Genomic DNA, 16,104 nt, shown 5'->3' with positions numbered 1-16,104 from the left:
AAAGTGGTTCAGAGTAATGGACTCTGTACCCAAAACAAATAAGCAAAACGAAAAAAGCTCGCTCAAAGAGCGGGTTTTCTGATTGGATGTCTAGCAATTGGCTGACAGTGCGCAGAGCTTACTGTGAAAAAACGGTACAAAGACAAATTGTTGTCTTTGATAATTTCCGTTTTTCCTCTACTCGAGAGTAGGTCATGTATATTAAATGCTGTTAAACGAAAAAACCCAGCCGTAGCTGGGTTCTTTCTTTTAATAGGTGTCTAGCAATAAGCCACATGGATGTGGTTAATGCCGAAAACGCATGGACGCAGTTTTCGGTGACCTACTTTATTCCGTACGTCCTGTACTCCACCCTTTGGGTCGCTTCGCGTTCTAAATTGTTCCAGACAATTTAGTCACATGGGACCTCCCACACTACCATCGGCGCAGTTGCGTTTGACGTGCATGGATGCACTAATGCCGTGGAGCCAGGGATGGCAAGGAACGGCCACTTCTGCTTTTCTTTGGTATGAGCGCATGGGATCAGGTGATATCACAACACTATTGTCGCTCACCTAAAAGTTCAAATCTCAATAACGAAAAAACCCGCTCATTAAGCGGGTTTTTGGAATGGGTGTCTAGCAATTGGCTAACAGTGCGCAGAGCTTACTGTGAAAAAACGGTACAAAGACAAATTGTTGTCTTTGATAATTTCCGTTTTTCCTCTACTCGAGAGTAGGTCATGTATATTCAATGCTGTTAAACGAAAAAACCCAGCCGTAGCTGGGTCCTTTCTTTTAATAGGTGTCTAGCAATGACCTACTCTCACATGGGACCTCCCACACTACCATCGGCGCAGTTGCGTTTCACTTCTGAGTTCGGCATGGGATCAGGTGGTACCACAACGCTATTGTCGCTAGACTAAAAACGTTACAATCTGGAAATCTGATATCTAATTCTATTCAAGTTCTGAGTACGTGACTTGTCTTCATACAACATGGTGTAAAACCACTTGGGTGTTGTATGGTTAAGCCTCACGGGCAATTAGTACTGGTTAGCTCAACGCCTCACAGCGCTTCCACACCCAGCCTATCAACGTTGTAGTCTCCAACGACCCTTTAGGGAGATTAAATCTCCAGTGAGAACTCATCTTAAAGCCTGCTTCCCGCTTAGATGCTTTCAGCGGTTATCAGTTCCGAACGTAGCTACCCGGCAATGCTATTGGCATAACAACCGGAACACCAGAGGTTCGTCCACTCCGGTCCTCTCGTACTAGGAGCAGCCCTCTTCAATTCTCAAACGCCCACGGCAGATAGGGACCGAACTGTCTCACGACGTTCTAAACCCAGCTCGCGTACCACTTTAAATGGCGAACAGCCATACCCTTGGGACCGACTTCAGCCCCAGGATGTGATGAGCCGACATCGAGGTGCCAAACACCGCCGTCGATATGAACTCTTGGGCGGTATCAGCCTGTTATCCCCGGAGTACCTTTTATCCGTTGAGCGATGGCCCTTCCATACAGAACCACCGGATCACTATGACCTGCTTTCGCACCTGCTCGACGTGTCTGTCTCGCAGTTAAGCTGGCTTATGCCATTGCACTAACCGTACGATGTCCGACCGTACTTAGCCAACCTTCGTGCTCCTCCGTTACGCTTTGGGAGGAGACCGCCCCAGTCAAACTACCCACCAGACAGTGTCCCCAAGCCCGCTAAGGGCCCTAGGTTAGAACATCACGCATACAAGGGTGGTATTTCAAGGATGGCTCCACACACACTGGCGTGCATGCTTCAAAGCCTCCCACCTATCCTACACATGTAGGAGCAATGTTCACTGTCAAGCTATAGTAAAGGTTCACGGGGTCTTTCCGTCTAGCCGCGGGTATACGGCATCTTAACCGCAATTTCAATTTCACTGAGTCTCGGGTGGAGACAGTGTGGCCATGATTACGCCATTCGTGCAGGTCGGAACTTACCCGACAAGGAATTTCGCTACCTTAGGACCGTTATAGTTACGGCCGCCGTTTACCGGGGCTTCGATCATGAGCTTCGCAAATGCTAACCCAATCAATTAACCTTCCGGCACCGGGCAGGCGTCACACCGTATACGTCATCTTTCGATTTTGCACAGTGCTGTGTTTTTAATAAACAGTTCCAGCCACCTGGTTACTTCGACTCTCCTATGCTTACTGAGCAAGTCATTCACATTAGAGAGCGTACCTTCTCCCGAAGTTACGGTACTATTTTGCCTAGTTCCTTCACCCGAGTTCTCTCAAGCGCCTTAGTATTCTCTACCTAACCACCTGTGTCGGTTTGGGGTACGGTTCCTATATAACTGAAGCTTAGAAGATTTTCCTGGAAGTATGGCATCAACAACTTCTGCTCCGTAGAGCATCGTCTCGTATCTCAGCCTTAAGAACCCGGATTTGCCTAAGTTCTCAGCCTACTTACTTTCACATGGACAACCAACGCCATGCTTGCCTAGCCTGCTCCGTCCCTCCATCGCATTATATAGAAGTACAGAAATATTAATCTGTTTCCCATCGATTACACCTTTCGGTCTCACCTTAGGGGCCGACTTACCCTGCCCTGATTAACATGGGACAGGAAACCTTGGTCTTTCGGCGAGGGGGTTTTTCACCCCCTTTATCGTTACTCATGTCAGCATTCGCACTTCTGATACCTCCAGCATGCTTTACAACACACCTTCAACGGCTTACAGAACGCTCCCCTACCACTCACACATAGTGTGAATCCGCAGCTTCGGTGACTAGTTTAGCCCCGTTACATCTTCCGCGCAGGCCGACTCGACTAGTGAGCTATTACGCTTTCTTTAAAGGGTGGCTGCTTCTAAGCCAACCTCCTAGCTGTCTAAGCCTTCCCACATCGTTTCCCACTTAACTAGTACTTTGGGACCTTAGCTGGCGGTCTGGGTTGTTTCCCTCTTCACTACGGACGTTAGCACCCATAGTGTGTCTCCCGGATATCACTCACTGGTATTCGGAGTTTGCAAAGGGTTGGTAAGTCGGGATGACCCCCTAGCCTTAACAGTGCTCTACCCCCAGTGGTGTTCGTCCGAGGCTCTACCTAAATAGATTTCGGGGAGAACCAGCTATCTCCCGGCTTGATTAGCCTTTCACTCCGACCCACAAGTCATCACCGCATTTTTCAACATACGTGTGTTCGGTCCTCCAGTTGATGTTACTCAACCTTCAACCTGCCCATGGGTAGATCGCCGGGTTTCGGGTCTATACCTAGCAACTGAACGCGCAGTTAACACTCGCTTTCGCTACGGCTCCCCTAATCGGTTAACCTTGCTACTAAATATAAGTCGCTGACCCATTATACAAAAGGTACGCAGTCACCCGAAGGCTTCCACTGCTTGTACGTATGCGGTTTCAGGTTCTATTTCACTCCCCTCACAGGGGTTCTTTTCGCCTTTCCCTCACGGTACTGGTTCACTATCGGTCAGTTAGGAGTATTTAGCCTTGGAGGATGGTCCCCCCATATTCAGTCAACATTTCACGTGTGCCGACCTACTCGATTTCACTTGTGTTTGTCTTCGTGTACGGGACTATCACCCTGTATCGTTGTCCTTTCCAGAACATTCCACTAACGCCCACAAGCTTAAGGGCTAATTCGCGTTCGCTCGCCGCTACTAACGAAATCTCGGTTGATTTCTTTTCCTCGGGGTACTTAGATGTTTCAGTTCTCCCGGTTCGCCTCTTTACCCTATGTATTCAGGTAAAGATAGTGCCTTATGGCACTGGGTTTCCCCATTCAGAGATTCTAGGCTATAACGGTTTTTATCACCTTACCTAGACTTATCGCAGATTAACACGTCTTTCATCGCCTCTAACTGCCAAGGCATCCACCACATACGCTTAGTCACTTAACCATACAACCCCAAGAAGTCTTAAGCGTTAAGGCCATAAGGCGTTAACGTAAAACACTTAACTACACCGCGTGACAAACTTGATGTAGCGTTATCGCCTTAAAGCTTTACAGCTTTCAAGCAACAACTTAAGTTGTATCTGACATTTTCACGTACTCAATAGAGTATCTTGAATTAGAATTCTTAATTAAGCGCGACACTTAATTAAGAGGTTTTAAACAATTTCTTGTTTAAGGATATATATCAGCTTTCCAAATTGTTAAAGAGCAGTGTTTCTTTAGCAGAAACTAAACATAAAAGCTTACGCTTAAGTTTTTATGTTTAATTTCTCAACGAAGTAAGTGGTGGAGCTAAGCAGGATCGAACTGCTGACCTCCTGCGTGCAAGGCAGGCGCTCTCCCAGCTGAGCTATAGCCCCAAAGGCTTCATCTTAAACACTTTCGTTATCAATGCAATTTGTGTGAACACTCAACACGATAAACTCTTCAAGATAAGGAGGTGATCCAACCCCAGGTTCCCCTAGGGTTACCTTGTTACGACTTCACCCCAGTCATGAATCACAAAGTGGTGACCGTCCTCCCGAAGGTTAAACTAGCCACTTCTTTTGCAACCCACTCCCATGGTGTGACGGGCGGTGTGTACAAGGCCCGGGAACGTATTCACCGTGACATTCTGATTCACGATTACTAGCGATTCCGACTTCATGGAGTCGAGTTGCAGACTCCAATCCGGACTACGACGTACTTTCTGGGATTCGCTCCACCTCGCGGTCTCGCTGCCCTCTGTATACGCCATTGTAGCACGTGTGTAGCCCATCCCGTAAGGGCCATGATGACTTGACGTCGTCCCCACCTTCCTCCGGTTTATCACCGGCAGTCTCCTTAAAGTTCCCGGCATCATCCGCTGGCAAGTAAGGATAGGGGTTGCGCTCGTTGCGGGACTTAACCCAACATTTCACAACACGAGCTGACGACAGCCATGCAGCACCTGTCTCAGAGTTCCCGAAGGCACTATTCTATCTCTAGAAAATTCTCTGGATGTCAAGGGATGGTAAGGTTCTTCGCGTTGCATCGAATTAAACCACATGCTCCACCGCTTGTGCGGGCCCCCGTCAATTCATTTGAGTTTTAACCTTGCGGCCGTACTCCCCAGGCGGTCAACTTAGCGCGTTAGCTACGCTACCCACGAATCAAGTTCACAGACAGCTAGTTGACATCGTTTACGGCGTGGACTACCAGGGTATCTAATCCTGTTCGCTCCCCACGCTTTCGTGCCTCAGCGTCAGTATTTGTCCAGGTGGCCGCCTTCGCCACTGATGTTCCTTCCAATCTCTACGCATTTCACCGCTACACTGGAAATTCCACCACCCTCTACAATACTCTAGACTGCCAGTTCGAAATGCAGTTCCGAGGTTGAGCCCCGGGATTTCACATCTCGCTTAACAATCCGCCTACGCACGCTTTACGCCCAGTAATTCCGATTAACGCTCGCACCCTCCGTATTACCGCGGCTGCTGGCACGGAGTTAGCCGGTGCTTCTTCTGTCGCTAACGTCACAGATAGCCGATATTAGCGACTACCCTTTCCTCACGACTGAAAGTGCTTTACAACCCGAAGGCCTTCTTCACACACGCGGCATGGCTGCATCAGGGTTTCCCCCATTGTGCAATATTCCCCACTGCTGCCTCCCGTAGGAGTCTGGGCCGTGTCTCAGTCCCAGTGTGGCTGATCATCCTCTCAAACCAGCTAGAGATCGTCGCCATGGTAGGCCTTTACCCCACCATCTAGCTAATCTCACTTGGGCTAATCTCTAGGCGAAAGGTCCGAAGATCCCCTCCTTTGGTCCGTAGACATTATGCGGTATTAGCAGTCGTTTCCAACTGTTGTCCCCCACCTAAAGGCATATTCCCAAGCATTACTCACCCGTCCGCCGCTCGACGCCGAAGTGCAAGCACTTCTCGTTTCCGCTCGACTTGCATGTGTTAAGCCTGCCGCCAGCGTTCAATCTGAGCCATGATCAAACTCTTCAATTAAAATCGTTTGTGTATCTGTCGATACGGCTCAATGAATTCTGTTGTACATTGCTCTTGAATCGCTTTTTAATAAAAGCAAAACAAAAACATAAAAACTTTATATGTAAGTTTTTTATGTGAACATCAACATTGATAAATTTGCCTAACGAAACGTCAGGTCTTTATATGAATTTATTAATGTGAGTGCCCACACAAATTGCATGATAACTATTTGTTAAAGATGCCTACACGAAGTAGGTATGCCGAACCGTTCATGGATGAACGTTTTGTTCGGCGCGAGCTAACAATCGCATTCGTTGTTAGACCGCTTTGCGTTGTTCGAAGCAGTGCCCCGTGACAACGAGAGCGCATTTTAGAGATCTTAAAAAAAGAGTCAACACCTTTTTTTAAATAAATGTTTGTTCGAACAAAAAACAATCAAATATAGGGTTTAAAGTTTAGTTTAGAACAAAAAACCAACATTTCACTGTTGGTTTTTAAAAATATTCTCGCTAACACGATCGACTTACGTAATAAAGTTGTTGTCTTTATAGAGCGCTAGACGATTAACCTTTGCGCTCTATCACATTAATAACGTGTCATTAGCGACGTATAACTCACGTTAACGCACATCGCTTAGCAAACCAATGAGTTCAGACAACCTATTTGGTTAAACTTAGCATTAACTTGTTTAGTCTAGCGACGTAAGTTGCAGGATCTTTCAAGCTGCCACGTTCTGCTAGCATGGCTTGATCGAATAGCACTTGCGTCCATTGCTTGAATTTATCTTCGTCACTTTCATCAGAAACGTGACGAACAAGTTCGTGTTCAGCATTAATTTCAAAAATAGGTTTTGTTTCAGGAACTGCTTGACCAACAGACTCCATCAACTTAATCATCTGCGCGCTCATGTCGTGATCGTCTGTTACGATTACCGCTGGTGAATCGGTTAATCGATTTGAGATACGCACATCTTTTACTTGATCACCTAATGCATCTTTAATGCGCTTAACAACATCATCGAATTCTTTTTCAAGCTTTTCTTGTGCTTCTTTTGTTTCTTCGTCATCTAAGTTGCTTAAGTCTAAACCTCCGCGAGCTACTGACTGCAATTGCTTTTCGTCGAACTCTGTTAAGTGTGACATCAGCCACTCATCGATACGATCAGAGAGCAATAAGACTTCAATACCTTTCTTGCGGAATACCTCTAAGTGTGGGCTATTCTTAGCAGCTTCATAGCTATCAGCTACAACGTAGTAGATCTTGTCCTGACCTTCTTTCATGCGCTCAATGTACTGCGCTAATGACACGTTTTGAATATCGCTATCGTTTTCAGTTGAAGCAAAACGTAATAATTTAGCGATGGCATCTTTGTTCGCCATGTCTTCAGAAGGCCCTTCTTTTAAGACTTGGCCAAATTCATTCCAAAACGTTTGGTATTTTTCTGCGTCTTTCGTACCTAAACGCTCTAACATTTTAAGCACGCGTTTAGTACAACCTTTGCGAATCGCTTGAGTCACCTTGTTATCTTGTAAAATTTCACGAGAAACATTTAGTGGTAAGTCGTTTGAATCTAATAAACCTTTGACGAAACGCAAGTATGTCGGCATGAATTGCTCTGCATCGTCCATAATGAAAACGCGCTGAACGTATAATTTTAAGCCGTGTTGCTTTTCACGATTGTATAAATCAAAGGGTGCTTTTGACGGAATGTACAATAATGAGGTGTATTCGGTTTTACCCTCTACCTTATTGTGTTCCCATAACAATGGATCGGCAAAGTCATGAGATACGTGCTTGTAGAACTCTTTGTATTCGTCTTCTGAAACATCGGCTTTTTCTCTCGTCCACAAAGCGGTAGCTTTATTCACAGCTTCCCATTTTGCAGGGATTGCGTCACGAGCTTCAACCGCTGGTGAGATGACATTACCTTCATCGTCTTTAACTTCTTCTTTTGCTTCAACGGCAGGTACTTCTGGCGTTAACATTTCAACCGAAACAGAAATGTGATCTGAGTACTTTGTCACAATTGACTTTAAGCGCCATTCGTCGGCAAATTCAGACTCGTCTTCTTTTAAATGCAAGATAATGTCAGTACCGCGATTTGCTTTTTCAATGGTTGCCGTAGTGAATTCACCTTCACCGGCAGATGTCCATTCAACACCTTCACTAGCTGATACACCAGCGGCGCGAGAGCGGACAGTGACTTTATCGGCGACAATAAACGCTGAGTAAAAACCAACACCGAATTGACCAATTAATTGCGAGTCTGCTGCTTGATCACCTGATAATTTCGAAAAGAAATCAGCTGTACCTGATTTAGCAATCGTACCTAAATGGGTAATGATTTCGTCTTTAGTCATACCGATACCATTATCCGAGATAGTCACGGTATTTGCTTCTTTATCGGCACTCACTCGCACACGCAATTCACCGTCGCCTTCAAAAAGGCTTGCGTCAGATAACGCTTTAAAACGCAGCTTATCTGCAGCATCTGCAGCGTTCGAGACAAGCTCACGTAAGAAAATTTCTTTGTTCGAATATAAAGAGTGGATCATTAATTGAAGCAGTTGCTTTACTTCGGTTTGAAAGCCATGAACTTCTTGATTATTCGTCTCAGACATCTGAAACATCTCCTTTGGTATTACTTAACTAAACCGCATATCGGTAAATTGAAAAGGTTGGGTGAGCTATATCACCACAGTTAAAAAATATATGGGGATAGCAAAAAGCAATTCAAGGAGTGAAATGAAAATTTTATCTGATCAATAAACTGGCTGAGGCAATCAACTTAATTTTTGTCGTTTTAACAACACAGCGGTCTATGACAGTGATGTTAACTGCATCTGTTTGAACTAGATATTGTAATTTTTTCTGCCCGAAAGCGCATGTGATAAGGTGTTGCCGTCGACATATTCAAGCTCGCCACCAACCGGTACTCCATGAGCAATTCTAGATATTGTGATTTGGTAGTGCTTTGCCATTTCTGCAATGTAATGAGCGGTTGCTTCACCTTCTACGGTTGGATTTGTTGCTAAAATAAGCTCGGTAATTTGTCCCTTTAACAACTCGTTTTCCAAGATATCTAAGCCAAGATCGTTCGGCCCAATACCATCAAGTGGTGATAAGTGCCCCATCAAAACAAAATAGCGCCCCTGAAATTCAGCGGTTTGTTCAATTGCGATAACATCTGCCGGACTTTCTACGATACAGAGTTGAGTCGCCAATTGGCGTTTCGGGCTTGCACAAATCTCACAAAGATCACTTTCGGTGAAATTTCGACACTGCTGGCAATGCCCTACGTCAGTCATCGCTTTTGCTAGCGAATGCGCAAGTTTCTCACCACCGCTGCGATTGCGTTCAAGTAATTGAAAAGCCATGCGTTGTGCAGTTTTAGCGCCAACACCTGGTAAACATTTTAACGAGTCGATAAGTTCTTGAACGAGAGGACTAAACTTCATGCTGTCGTCATAGGAAGATTTGAAAATTTGGCTAAGTATAAAATAAATGGGGTCAGAGTCAATTGACTCTGACCCCACAGTTTGGTTTAGCCGTTAAAAGCGTGAATTGGGTAAAAAATTACTGCCACTTTGCTTTAATTGGCCTTCAAGTGTTTCAACTAACTCTGTCAGTGCTTTAGTGCGTTGATAAACCACATCAAAACCTTCAGCAGCTCGGTTATAACGTAGTTTTTGCTGGCCCGAAACCGGACCTGTACTTTCACTTCTGCTCCATAACAAGTAGCCGATGTACCCTTGGACCGAGGTTGGCGTTGGCTCTGCGCGCATAGCGATTACACTATTGCCGTTAAGTTGGTATTTGATTTCAGCCAATTCGCGTTTCATTTGCGCAACATTAGAGTGCATATCTTGTGACGCATTTAGCGTTTGAGTTGCACTATAGCCAATATTGTCAATGCGCGTTGCTAATGCTTTAACTTGTGCTTGAACACCGTTAATCGCCGAAGCTAGTAGACCTGCTTTCATATCAAAGGCTAAATCGGCATTGCGATCATTACTCTTGAAGGTGCGATTCTCATAGGCAACAACTTCAAAGCTTTGGCTACCCTCATAAGGGGTATCTATGCCATTAACCACTTTCGACAACGAGACTTGATATGTACCTGGTACAACAAATGGGCCGCTGTCTTTATCGACGTTTTTCGAGATAACACCAAAGCCTGGGTATCGTAAGTCCCACGCAATACGGTTAAAGCCACTACGCGCTGGCGCCGTTAAACGACGAACGACATTGCCGTCCATATCTTTTACTGTGAACACTAACTTTGCCGCTTGCTCAAGATCTTCTGCTTTTAACTCTTCCCAAGTTGGGTAGTAAACCGGCTTATCGTCTTTGCGTAATTGCGCTTCTTTTTTCTGGCGTTTAGCTTTTAACGTTGTGAAATCATCACTGACGTAGTAGCTAAATACCGCGCCATAAGCGGGGTTTTCAGCGAAATAGAAATCAGCGCCTTGCATTGATTTACCCGGCAAGCCCATAGGATCAGATTCAACAAACTGAATGGCTTTACGGACAGGGAATAACGTTGCTGGTGATGCTTTTACTTCTTTAGCCGATTGACGAAGTGGCGTGTAATCGTCAAAGATAAAGAAACCGCGACCAAAAGATGCCATTGCTAAGTCGTTTTCTCGGCGCTGGATTTCTAAATCGCGAATTGCGATGGTTGGCATGTTACCTTTTAATTGTGTCCAGTTTTCACCACCGGTTTGGCTAAAGAACACACCAAATTCAGTACCCACAAATAATAAGTCTTTATTTACATGGTCTTGCACAATGGTGTAAACGCTGCCGCGCTTAGGTAAATTACCGGTGATATTTTTCCAGCTCTTACCCAAGTTGTCTGAGCGATAAACATATGGCGCAAAGTCACCTTTTTTGTGATTATCAAAGGTAGCAAATACCGTAGACGCATTAAATAGTGATGCTTCTAAGTCACTCACATATGAATTTTCCGGCACTTTTTTCGGCCATTTCGTTTTAGCCCAAGTTTCACCGCCATTTTCGGTCACTTGAATTAAGCCATCATCAGTACCTGCAAACAATACGCCTTCTTTTACTGGTGATTCGGTCAGTGATACCACCGAGCCGTAAAACGACGTCGACTTGTTTTTCGCGACAGTGTCCACTCCCCAAATTTTGTCCATCACCTCGAGTTTATTGCGATCTAAATTACGCGATAAATCGGGGCTAATAGCTTGCCAAGTATCACCGCGATCGTTAGTGCTAAACACTCGCTGTGAGGCGTAATATAAACGCTCATTATTATGCGGGCTAATTAATAATGGTGAATTCCAGTTAAAGCGCTGCGCTTCATTAACATCTGGTGATACGGGCTGCATTTGCACGCGCTCACCCGAGCGTTTATCAAAGCGCGCTAGACCACCGTATTGGTATTGTGAATAAATAATGTTTGGATCGCTTGGATCAATCACGGTTTTAAAGCCGTCACCAAACTGGGTATATAACCAATCTGAGTTTCTAATACCTGACGTGTTCGTTGTTCTGTGCGGCGCGCCTAACGATGCGTTATCTTGCGTACCACCAAAAACATTATAAAACGGTAAATCGTAATCTACGGTCACTCGGTAAAACTGAGTTAATGGCATATTGTCGAAAAAGCGCCAATTTTTCGCTCGGTCAAACGACTCGTAAACGCCGCCATCACTGCCGACAATAAGATGATTAGTATTATTGGGGTTGATCCACAGTGCGTGGTTATCAACGTGTTTATGCGCTTCACCCGCACGGGTAAAGGTTTTACCGCCATCTTCGGTTACCATCATGTAGGTGTCGAGCGAATAAACGCGATTTGGATTTTTCGGATCGACCACGATTTCTTGATAATATTGTGGTGAACCAGAAACGTAACTACTTTGCTTATGCCAACTTGCACCATAATCGGTTGAGCGATAAAAACCACCTTTATCGTTTGGCAACTCAACAATCGCGTAAATAATATTAGGCGAGCTTGGCGCAACATCTATGCCGATGCGGCCTAAATCACCACTTGGTAGGCCGTTGGTAATTTTTTGCCAAGTTTTACCGCCATCGGTTGATTTGTGAATGGCTGATTCTGGGCCACCGTTAATTAATGTCCAGACATGGCGACGACGTTGATAACTGGTTGCGTAAATAACATCAGGATTTTGTGGGTCAAAAGCAATATCACTAACCCCTGTATGTTCACTAATATTTAAAACATTTTGCCATGTTTGCCCGCCGTCAGTTGTTTTAAACAAGCCGCGATCACCACCTTTACTCCACAGCGGGCCTTGTGAAGCCGCGTAAACAACATCTGAATTACGTGGATCGACTAAAATCTCACTGATATGCTCTGAGTTTTTAAGCCCCATGTTTTGCCAGCTTTTTCCGCCATCTACTGACTTGTAGATCCCGTCACCATAAGCAACTGAGCGCTGTGAATTGTTTTCACCTGTACCGACCCAAACAACATTTGCGTTATTGGGATCTAGTGTCACATCGCCTAACGAGTAACTCGCCTGACTATCAAAAATCGGGCTCCACGTTGTACCGGCATTGGTTGTTTTCCACAACCCACCCGATGAAGTAGCAACGTAATACTCACTATAATTGTTAGGGTTAACGGCAAAATCACTTACGCGACCGCCGGTAACGCCTGGGCCCAAATTACGCATTGGAATATTGGCATAAATACTTGCATCATTCGCGCCGTCTTTTGCGATAGCGCTATTTTGAGAAATGGCTAGGGCAAGTGCCGTGGCAATAAATGGCAGGACTTTTTTCATTATTTTGACCTTATATTTTAAACATATAAACGTGTGAAATAGCTTATCCATAAGAGCTCACAATTAATCTGCATCCTTGTAGAAAAAAGCCCAGGCAATGCTGGGCGTTTTTTACGTTAATTTAGCGAGATAGCCTCGCTGTTTGACAGTAACTGAATACCTGATTTTTCAAAATCTGCTTTGAAAGTCGCTAGATCTGTTGTTAAGAACTGATTTATCTTATCAACGTTTTGCGTCAGGCTTAATTTCGCCTCTTCAATAAAGAACGCCGCCGTGGGTGAAGGCTTGCCATAAGTGCTGCCGACATAGCCCCAAGCGGTATATATTTTCGACGTTACCTTATAGCTTTCATCAACAATACCATTGGTATTTGGCAATGAGCGCAAGCCTTTATCAAGCTCGCCAATTTGCTTGAGTAACTTATCAGCGGTTTCATTTAACTTACTGGCTATGTGCTCTTCTTTATTTTCTTTTACTTCGCTAAGTGCCTTATTCGCGACCGCTTGGATAAGCTCAATGTCCTTTTTACTATCCGCTAGCTTGTGTGCAGCCGTTGCCACTAGCGATAACATATCAACAACTTGATGTTGCTGTTGGTAGTTATCTTCAAGATCAGCCACACTCACATCGAAACGCGGATCGATTAACGCGTTCGCTTTAGCCGTTATCGTTTGATCGTTTAACGTCACTGTAAAGTTATATTCACCCGGTGGTACTTGTGGGCCAGGGCTAAGAATATCACTTGCCGGACTACCAGGCATCGCTTTAGCACCGTCAGATTCCATGCCCCAAACGATACGATTCACCCCTTGGTGAAGGTTCGTTCTAAAAGTACGAACCACGTTACCTTGCCTATTAGTAACGACAACCGTCGCTTCTGCTGATTTTTTATCGCTATCTTTAGCGGCTTTAGTTTTAGCTAAACGATCCAAGCGCGCCTTTTCTTGCGCTTTATCTGGATGTGGTAAGTGATCACCAGCGGCATTGACTGTCAAGACAACACCATAAGCTTCATTTTCGCCAACATAGGCAGCGTCACCCCAAAAACGGGTTGATGGCGCGCGATTAGCAACATATTGTTGACCATCGGTGACACTCAATAATGCCAACGCTTGTGTTAAGGTTTTGTCATTCATGCCACGCAGTGCGCTGTAGTCATCAATCACGTAAATTGAACGGCCATGGGTGGCGACAACAAGATCATTTTCACGCTCTTGAATGGCTAAATCCATCACTGACACCGTTGGCACGCCTTGTGTCCATTTGAACCAAGCATCACCACCGTTAGTGGTCGCGTATAAACCCAGTTCAGTCCCTAAGAACAATAGATTTTCATCAACGTGATCTTGCACGACTGATAAGGCATAGCCTTTAATATTTTTAGTGGTTAAATCGGTGAACTTTTTACCAAACTTAGACGCTTTAAAAATATAGGGTCTCATATCACCACTACGGTGATTATCAAAGACGATAAAGGCTTCATCAGCTTTGTGCTTAGATGGCTGAATATGCGGAATAAAGGCATGTTCAGGTGCTTTACGTGCTTTAGACTCAACGCTTTGCCATGATTTACCACCGTCTTGCGTCACGTGAATACGACCATCATCGGTACCTACCCAAATCACACCTTGTTTAATTGGGCTCGGTGCAATCGTTATAATCGCCGTATAATTTTCCGCAGCAGTAACATCGGGGGTTAAACCGCCTGAATCCTTGTATCGCTGCCATTCTTTCTTGTTGGTCGTTAAATCATCAGAAATAACCTGCCAAGTTTCACCGCGATCTGTTGATTTGTGAACAAACTGGCTGCCGTAATAAATCGTGTCGTTATTAAACGGATCTTGTGCTAAACCGGCATTCCAATTGAAGCGTAACTCTACATCAGGGCTCGGCGAATTAGGACGAATCAGCTTTTCTTCACCTGTCGTTAAATTCCAACGGCTCAAGTAACCACCTTGAGATTGGCTGTAGCCTTGTGTGATATCATCAGGAAACGCCATCGCATCAAAGCCGTCACCAAAGCCAATTTCTTGCCAGTGAACATTGCGAATACCGCCTGTTTGCCAGATTTCAGCAGGGCCTCGCCAAGAGCCATTGTCTTGCAAACCACCGTAAATATTGTAAGGATGACCGTTATCAACACGAACGTGATAAAACTGTGAAATAGGCAAATTTTGCACAAAACGCCAACTATCGCCTTTGTCTTGGGTAATTTGGACACCACCGTCATTGCCTAAAATAATGTGTTTTGAGTTCTCAGGGTTGATCCACACCGAGTGATTATCAATGTGAATAGTATTACCGGCGGCACAACAATCAATCTTATCTAACTTCGTAAAGGTTTTACCGCCATCAATAGAGCGGCGCAAAAATGTCGCGATGTTATAGATGGTATCGGGATCGTTTGGATCAACTTCAATTTCCGCGTAGTAAAATGGTCTGTCGCTTACGCCAACATCATCGTTGACTGTACGCCAGCTATCACCGCCATCGTCAGAGCGCAACAAGGCACTTTTTTCAGCTTCGACTAATGCGTAAACAGTGCTTGGCTGGCTCGGCGCAACTTCAATCGTAATACGCCCTAAGTCACCTGTTGGTAAACCATCTGCGGCTGTTTTTTCCTGCCAAGTTTCACCGCCATCGTTTGAAATATAGAGGCCAGAGCCTTCACCGCCCGATTCAAAGCGATATGGCCAACGACGGTACTGCCACATTGAGGCGTACAGCTTATTTGGGTTAGTTGGATCGATGCGAATATCGGTGGCACCGGTTTTTTCGTTAACATACAAAATCTTTTGCCAGCTTTTCCCGCCATCAATCGTTTTGTAGATGCCGCGCTCTTCATTTTCACCCCATAACTGCCCCATTGCCGCTGCATAAGCAATATCTGGGTTGGTTGGGTGTAACACAATGCGATTAATCCGTTCGGTTTTTTCTAAACCAAGTTTTTGCCAGTTTTTCCCGCCATCGAGCGTTTTATATATGCCACCACCGATAGAAACCGAGTTGCGAACATTACCCTCGCCAGTACCGACCCAAACAATATCTGGAATGGCTTGATTAATGGCAATTGCGCCAATCGATGCATAATCTTGTTCATCAAAAATAGGCTGCCAATTTAAGCCCGCATTGACCGACTTCCAAATGCCACCCGACGCTGCCGCCGCATAGATAATATTAGGGTTTGAGACTACGGCTTCAACATCAGAAATACGGCCACTAGTTGCAGCAGGCCCCACATTTCGAGCTTTTAAACCCGCCAATAAACTGGTATCAATTGTCGCGAAGGCATGGCTTGAGATTGCACAAGCGGCAATCGCCATCGCGATTAAAGGTTTTTTAAATGACATATATATTCCCTATTGAAAGCATGAATTTTCATGCTCGGTGAACACCAATAATTTTTATTATGTGCTTGACAATATAGCC

General features: G+C 45.0%; 4 protein-coding genes, 1 tRNA gene and 3 rRNA genes. All 8 read right to left on the bottom strand.

The features are described 5' to 3' along the window. Positions 1-785: 785 nt before the first annotated feature. The 8 genes from rrf to LP316_RS07825 all read right to left on the bottom strand — a co-directional run bounded on the left by rrf (position 786) and on the right by LP316_RS07825 (position 16,025). Positions 786-900: ribosomal RNA gene (rrf, locus tag LP316_RS07860) — 5S ribosomal RNA — on the bottom strand. 102 nt (positions 901-1,002) lie between these two features. Further along, positions 1,003-3,879 (bottom strand): 23S ribosomal RNA (locus LP316_RS07855). A gap of 339 nt (positions 3,880-4,218) precedes the next feature. After that, positions 4,219-4,294: transfer RNA gene (locus LP316_RS07850), tRNA-Ala, on the bottom strand. 73 nt (positions 4,295-4,367) lie between these two features. Next, positions 4,368-5,908, bottom strand: a 16S ribosomal RNA gene (locus LP316_RS07845). The 16S, 23S and 5S rRNA genes sit together here with 1 tRNA gene alongside, the layout of an rRNA operon. 641 nt (positions 5,909-6,549) lie before the next feature. Beyond that, positions 6,550-8,511 (bottom strand): molecular chaperone HtpG, encoded by a 1,962-nt coding sequence (gene htpG, locus LP316_RS07840; protein WP_193023759.1) that lies wholly within the window; start codon positions 8,509-8,511, stop codon positions 6,550-6,552. Positions 8,512-8,742: 231 nt separating this feature from the next. Continuing rightward, positions 8,743-9,348, bottom strand: coding sequence for a recombination mediator RecR (gene recR, locus LP316_RS07835; RefSeq protein ID WP_193023758.1), 606 nt, complete (start codon positions 9,346-9,348; stop codon positions 8,743-8,745). A 93-nt stretch (positions 9,349-9,441) separates the two neighbouring features. Beyond that, positions 9,442-12,675 (bottom strand): VPS10 domain-containing protein, encoded by a 3,234-nt coding sequence (locus LP316_RS07830; RefSeq protein ID WP_193023757.1) that lies wholly within the window; start codon positions 12,673-12,675, stop codon positions 9,442-9,444. Between the two features lie 116 nt (positions 12,676-12,791). Next, positions 12,792-16,025, bottom strand: coding sequence for a VPS10 domain-containing protein (locus LP316_RS07825; RefSeq protein ID WP_193023756.1), 3,234 nt, complete (start codon positions 16,023-16,025; stop codon positions 12,792-12,794). Positions 16,026-16,104 lie beyond the last annotated feature (79 nt).

Source organism: Thalassotalea sp. LPB0316 (assembly GCF_014898095.1).
In the GTDB taxonomy this organism is placed as follows: domain Bacteria; phylum Pseudomonadota; class Gammaproteobacteria; order Enterobacterales; family Alteromonadaceae; genus Thalassotalea_G.
Note: the sequence above shows the minus strand (reverse complement) of the source record. Positions and strands in the feature narration are given on the sequence as shown.

Bases quoted from the DNA above. Each gene is read 5' to 3' on its own strand.
- htpG (WP_193023759.1), bottom strand. From the start codon at position 8,511: ATGTCTGAGACGAATAATCAAGAAGTTCATGGCTTTCAAACCGAAGTA.
- recR (WP_193023758.1), bottom strand. From the start codon at position 9,348: ATGAAGTTTAGTCCTCTCGTTCAAGAACTTATCGACTCGTTAAAATGT.
- LP316_RS07830 (WP_193023757.1), bottom strand. From the start codon at position 12,675: ATGAAAAAAGTCCTGCCATTTATTGCCACGGCACTTGCCCTAGCCATT.
- LP316_RS07825 (WP_193023756.1), bottom strand. From the start codon at position 16,025: ATGTCATTTAAAAAACCTTTAATCGCGATGGCGATTGCCGCTTGTGCA.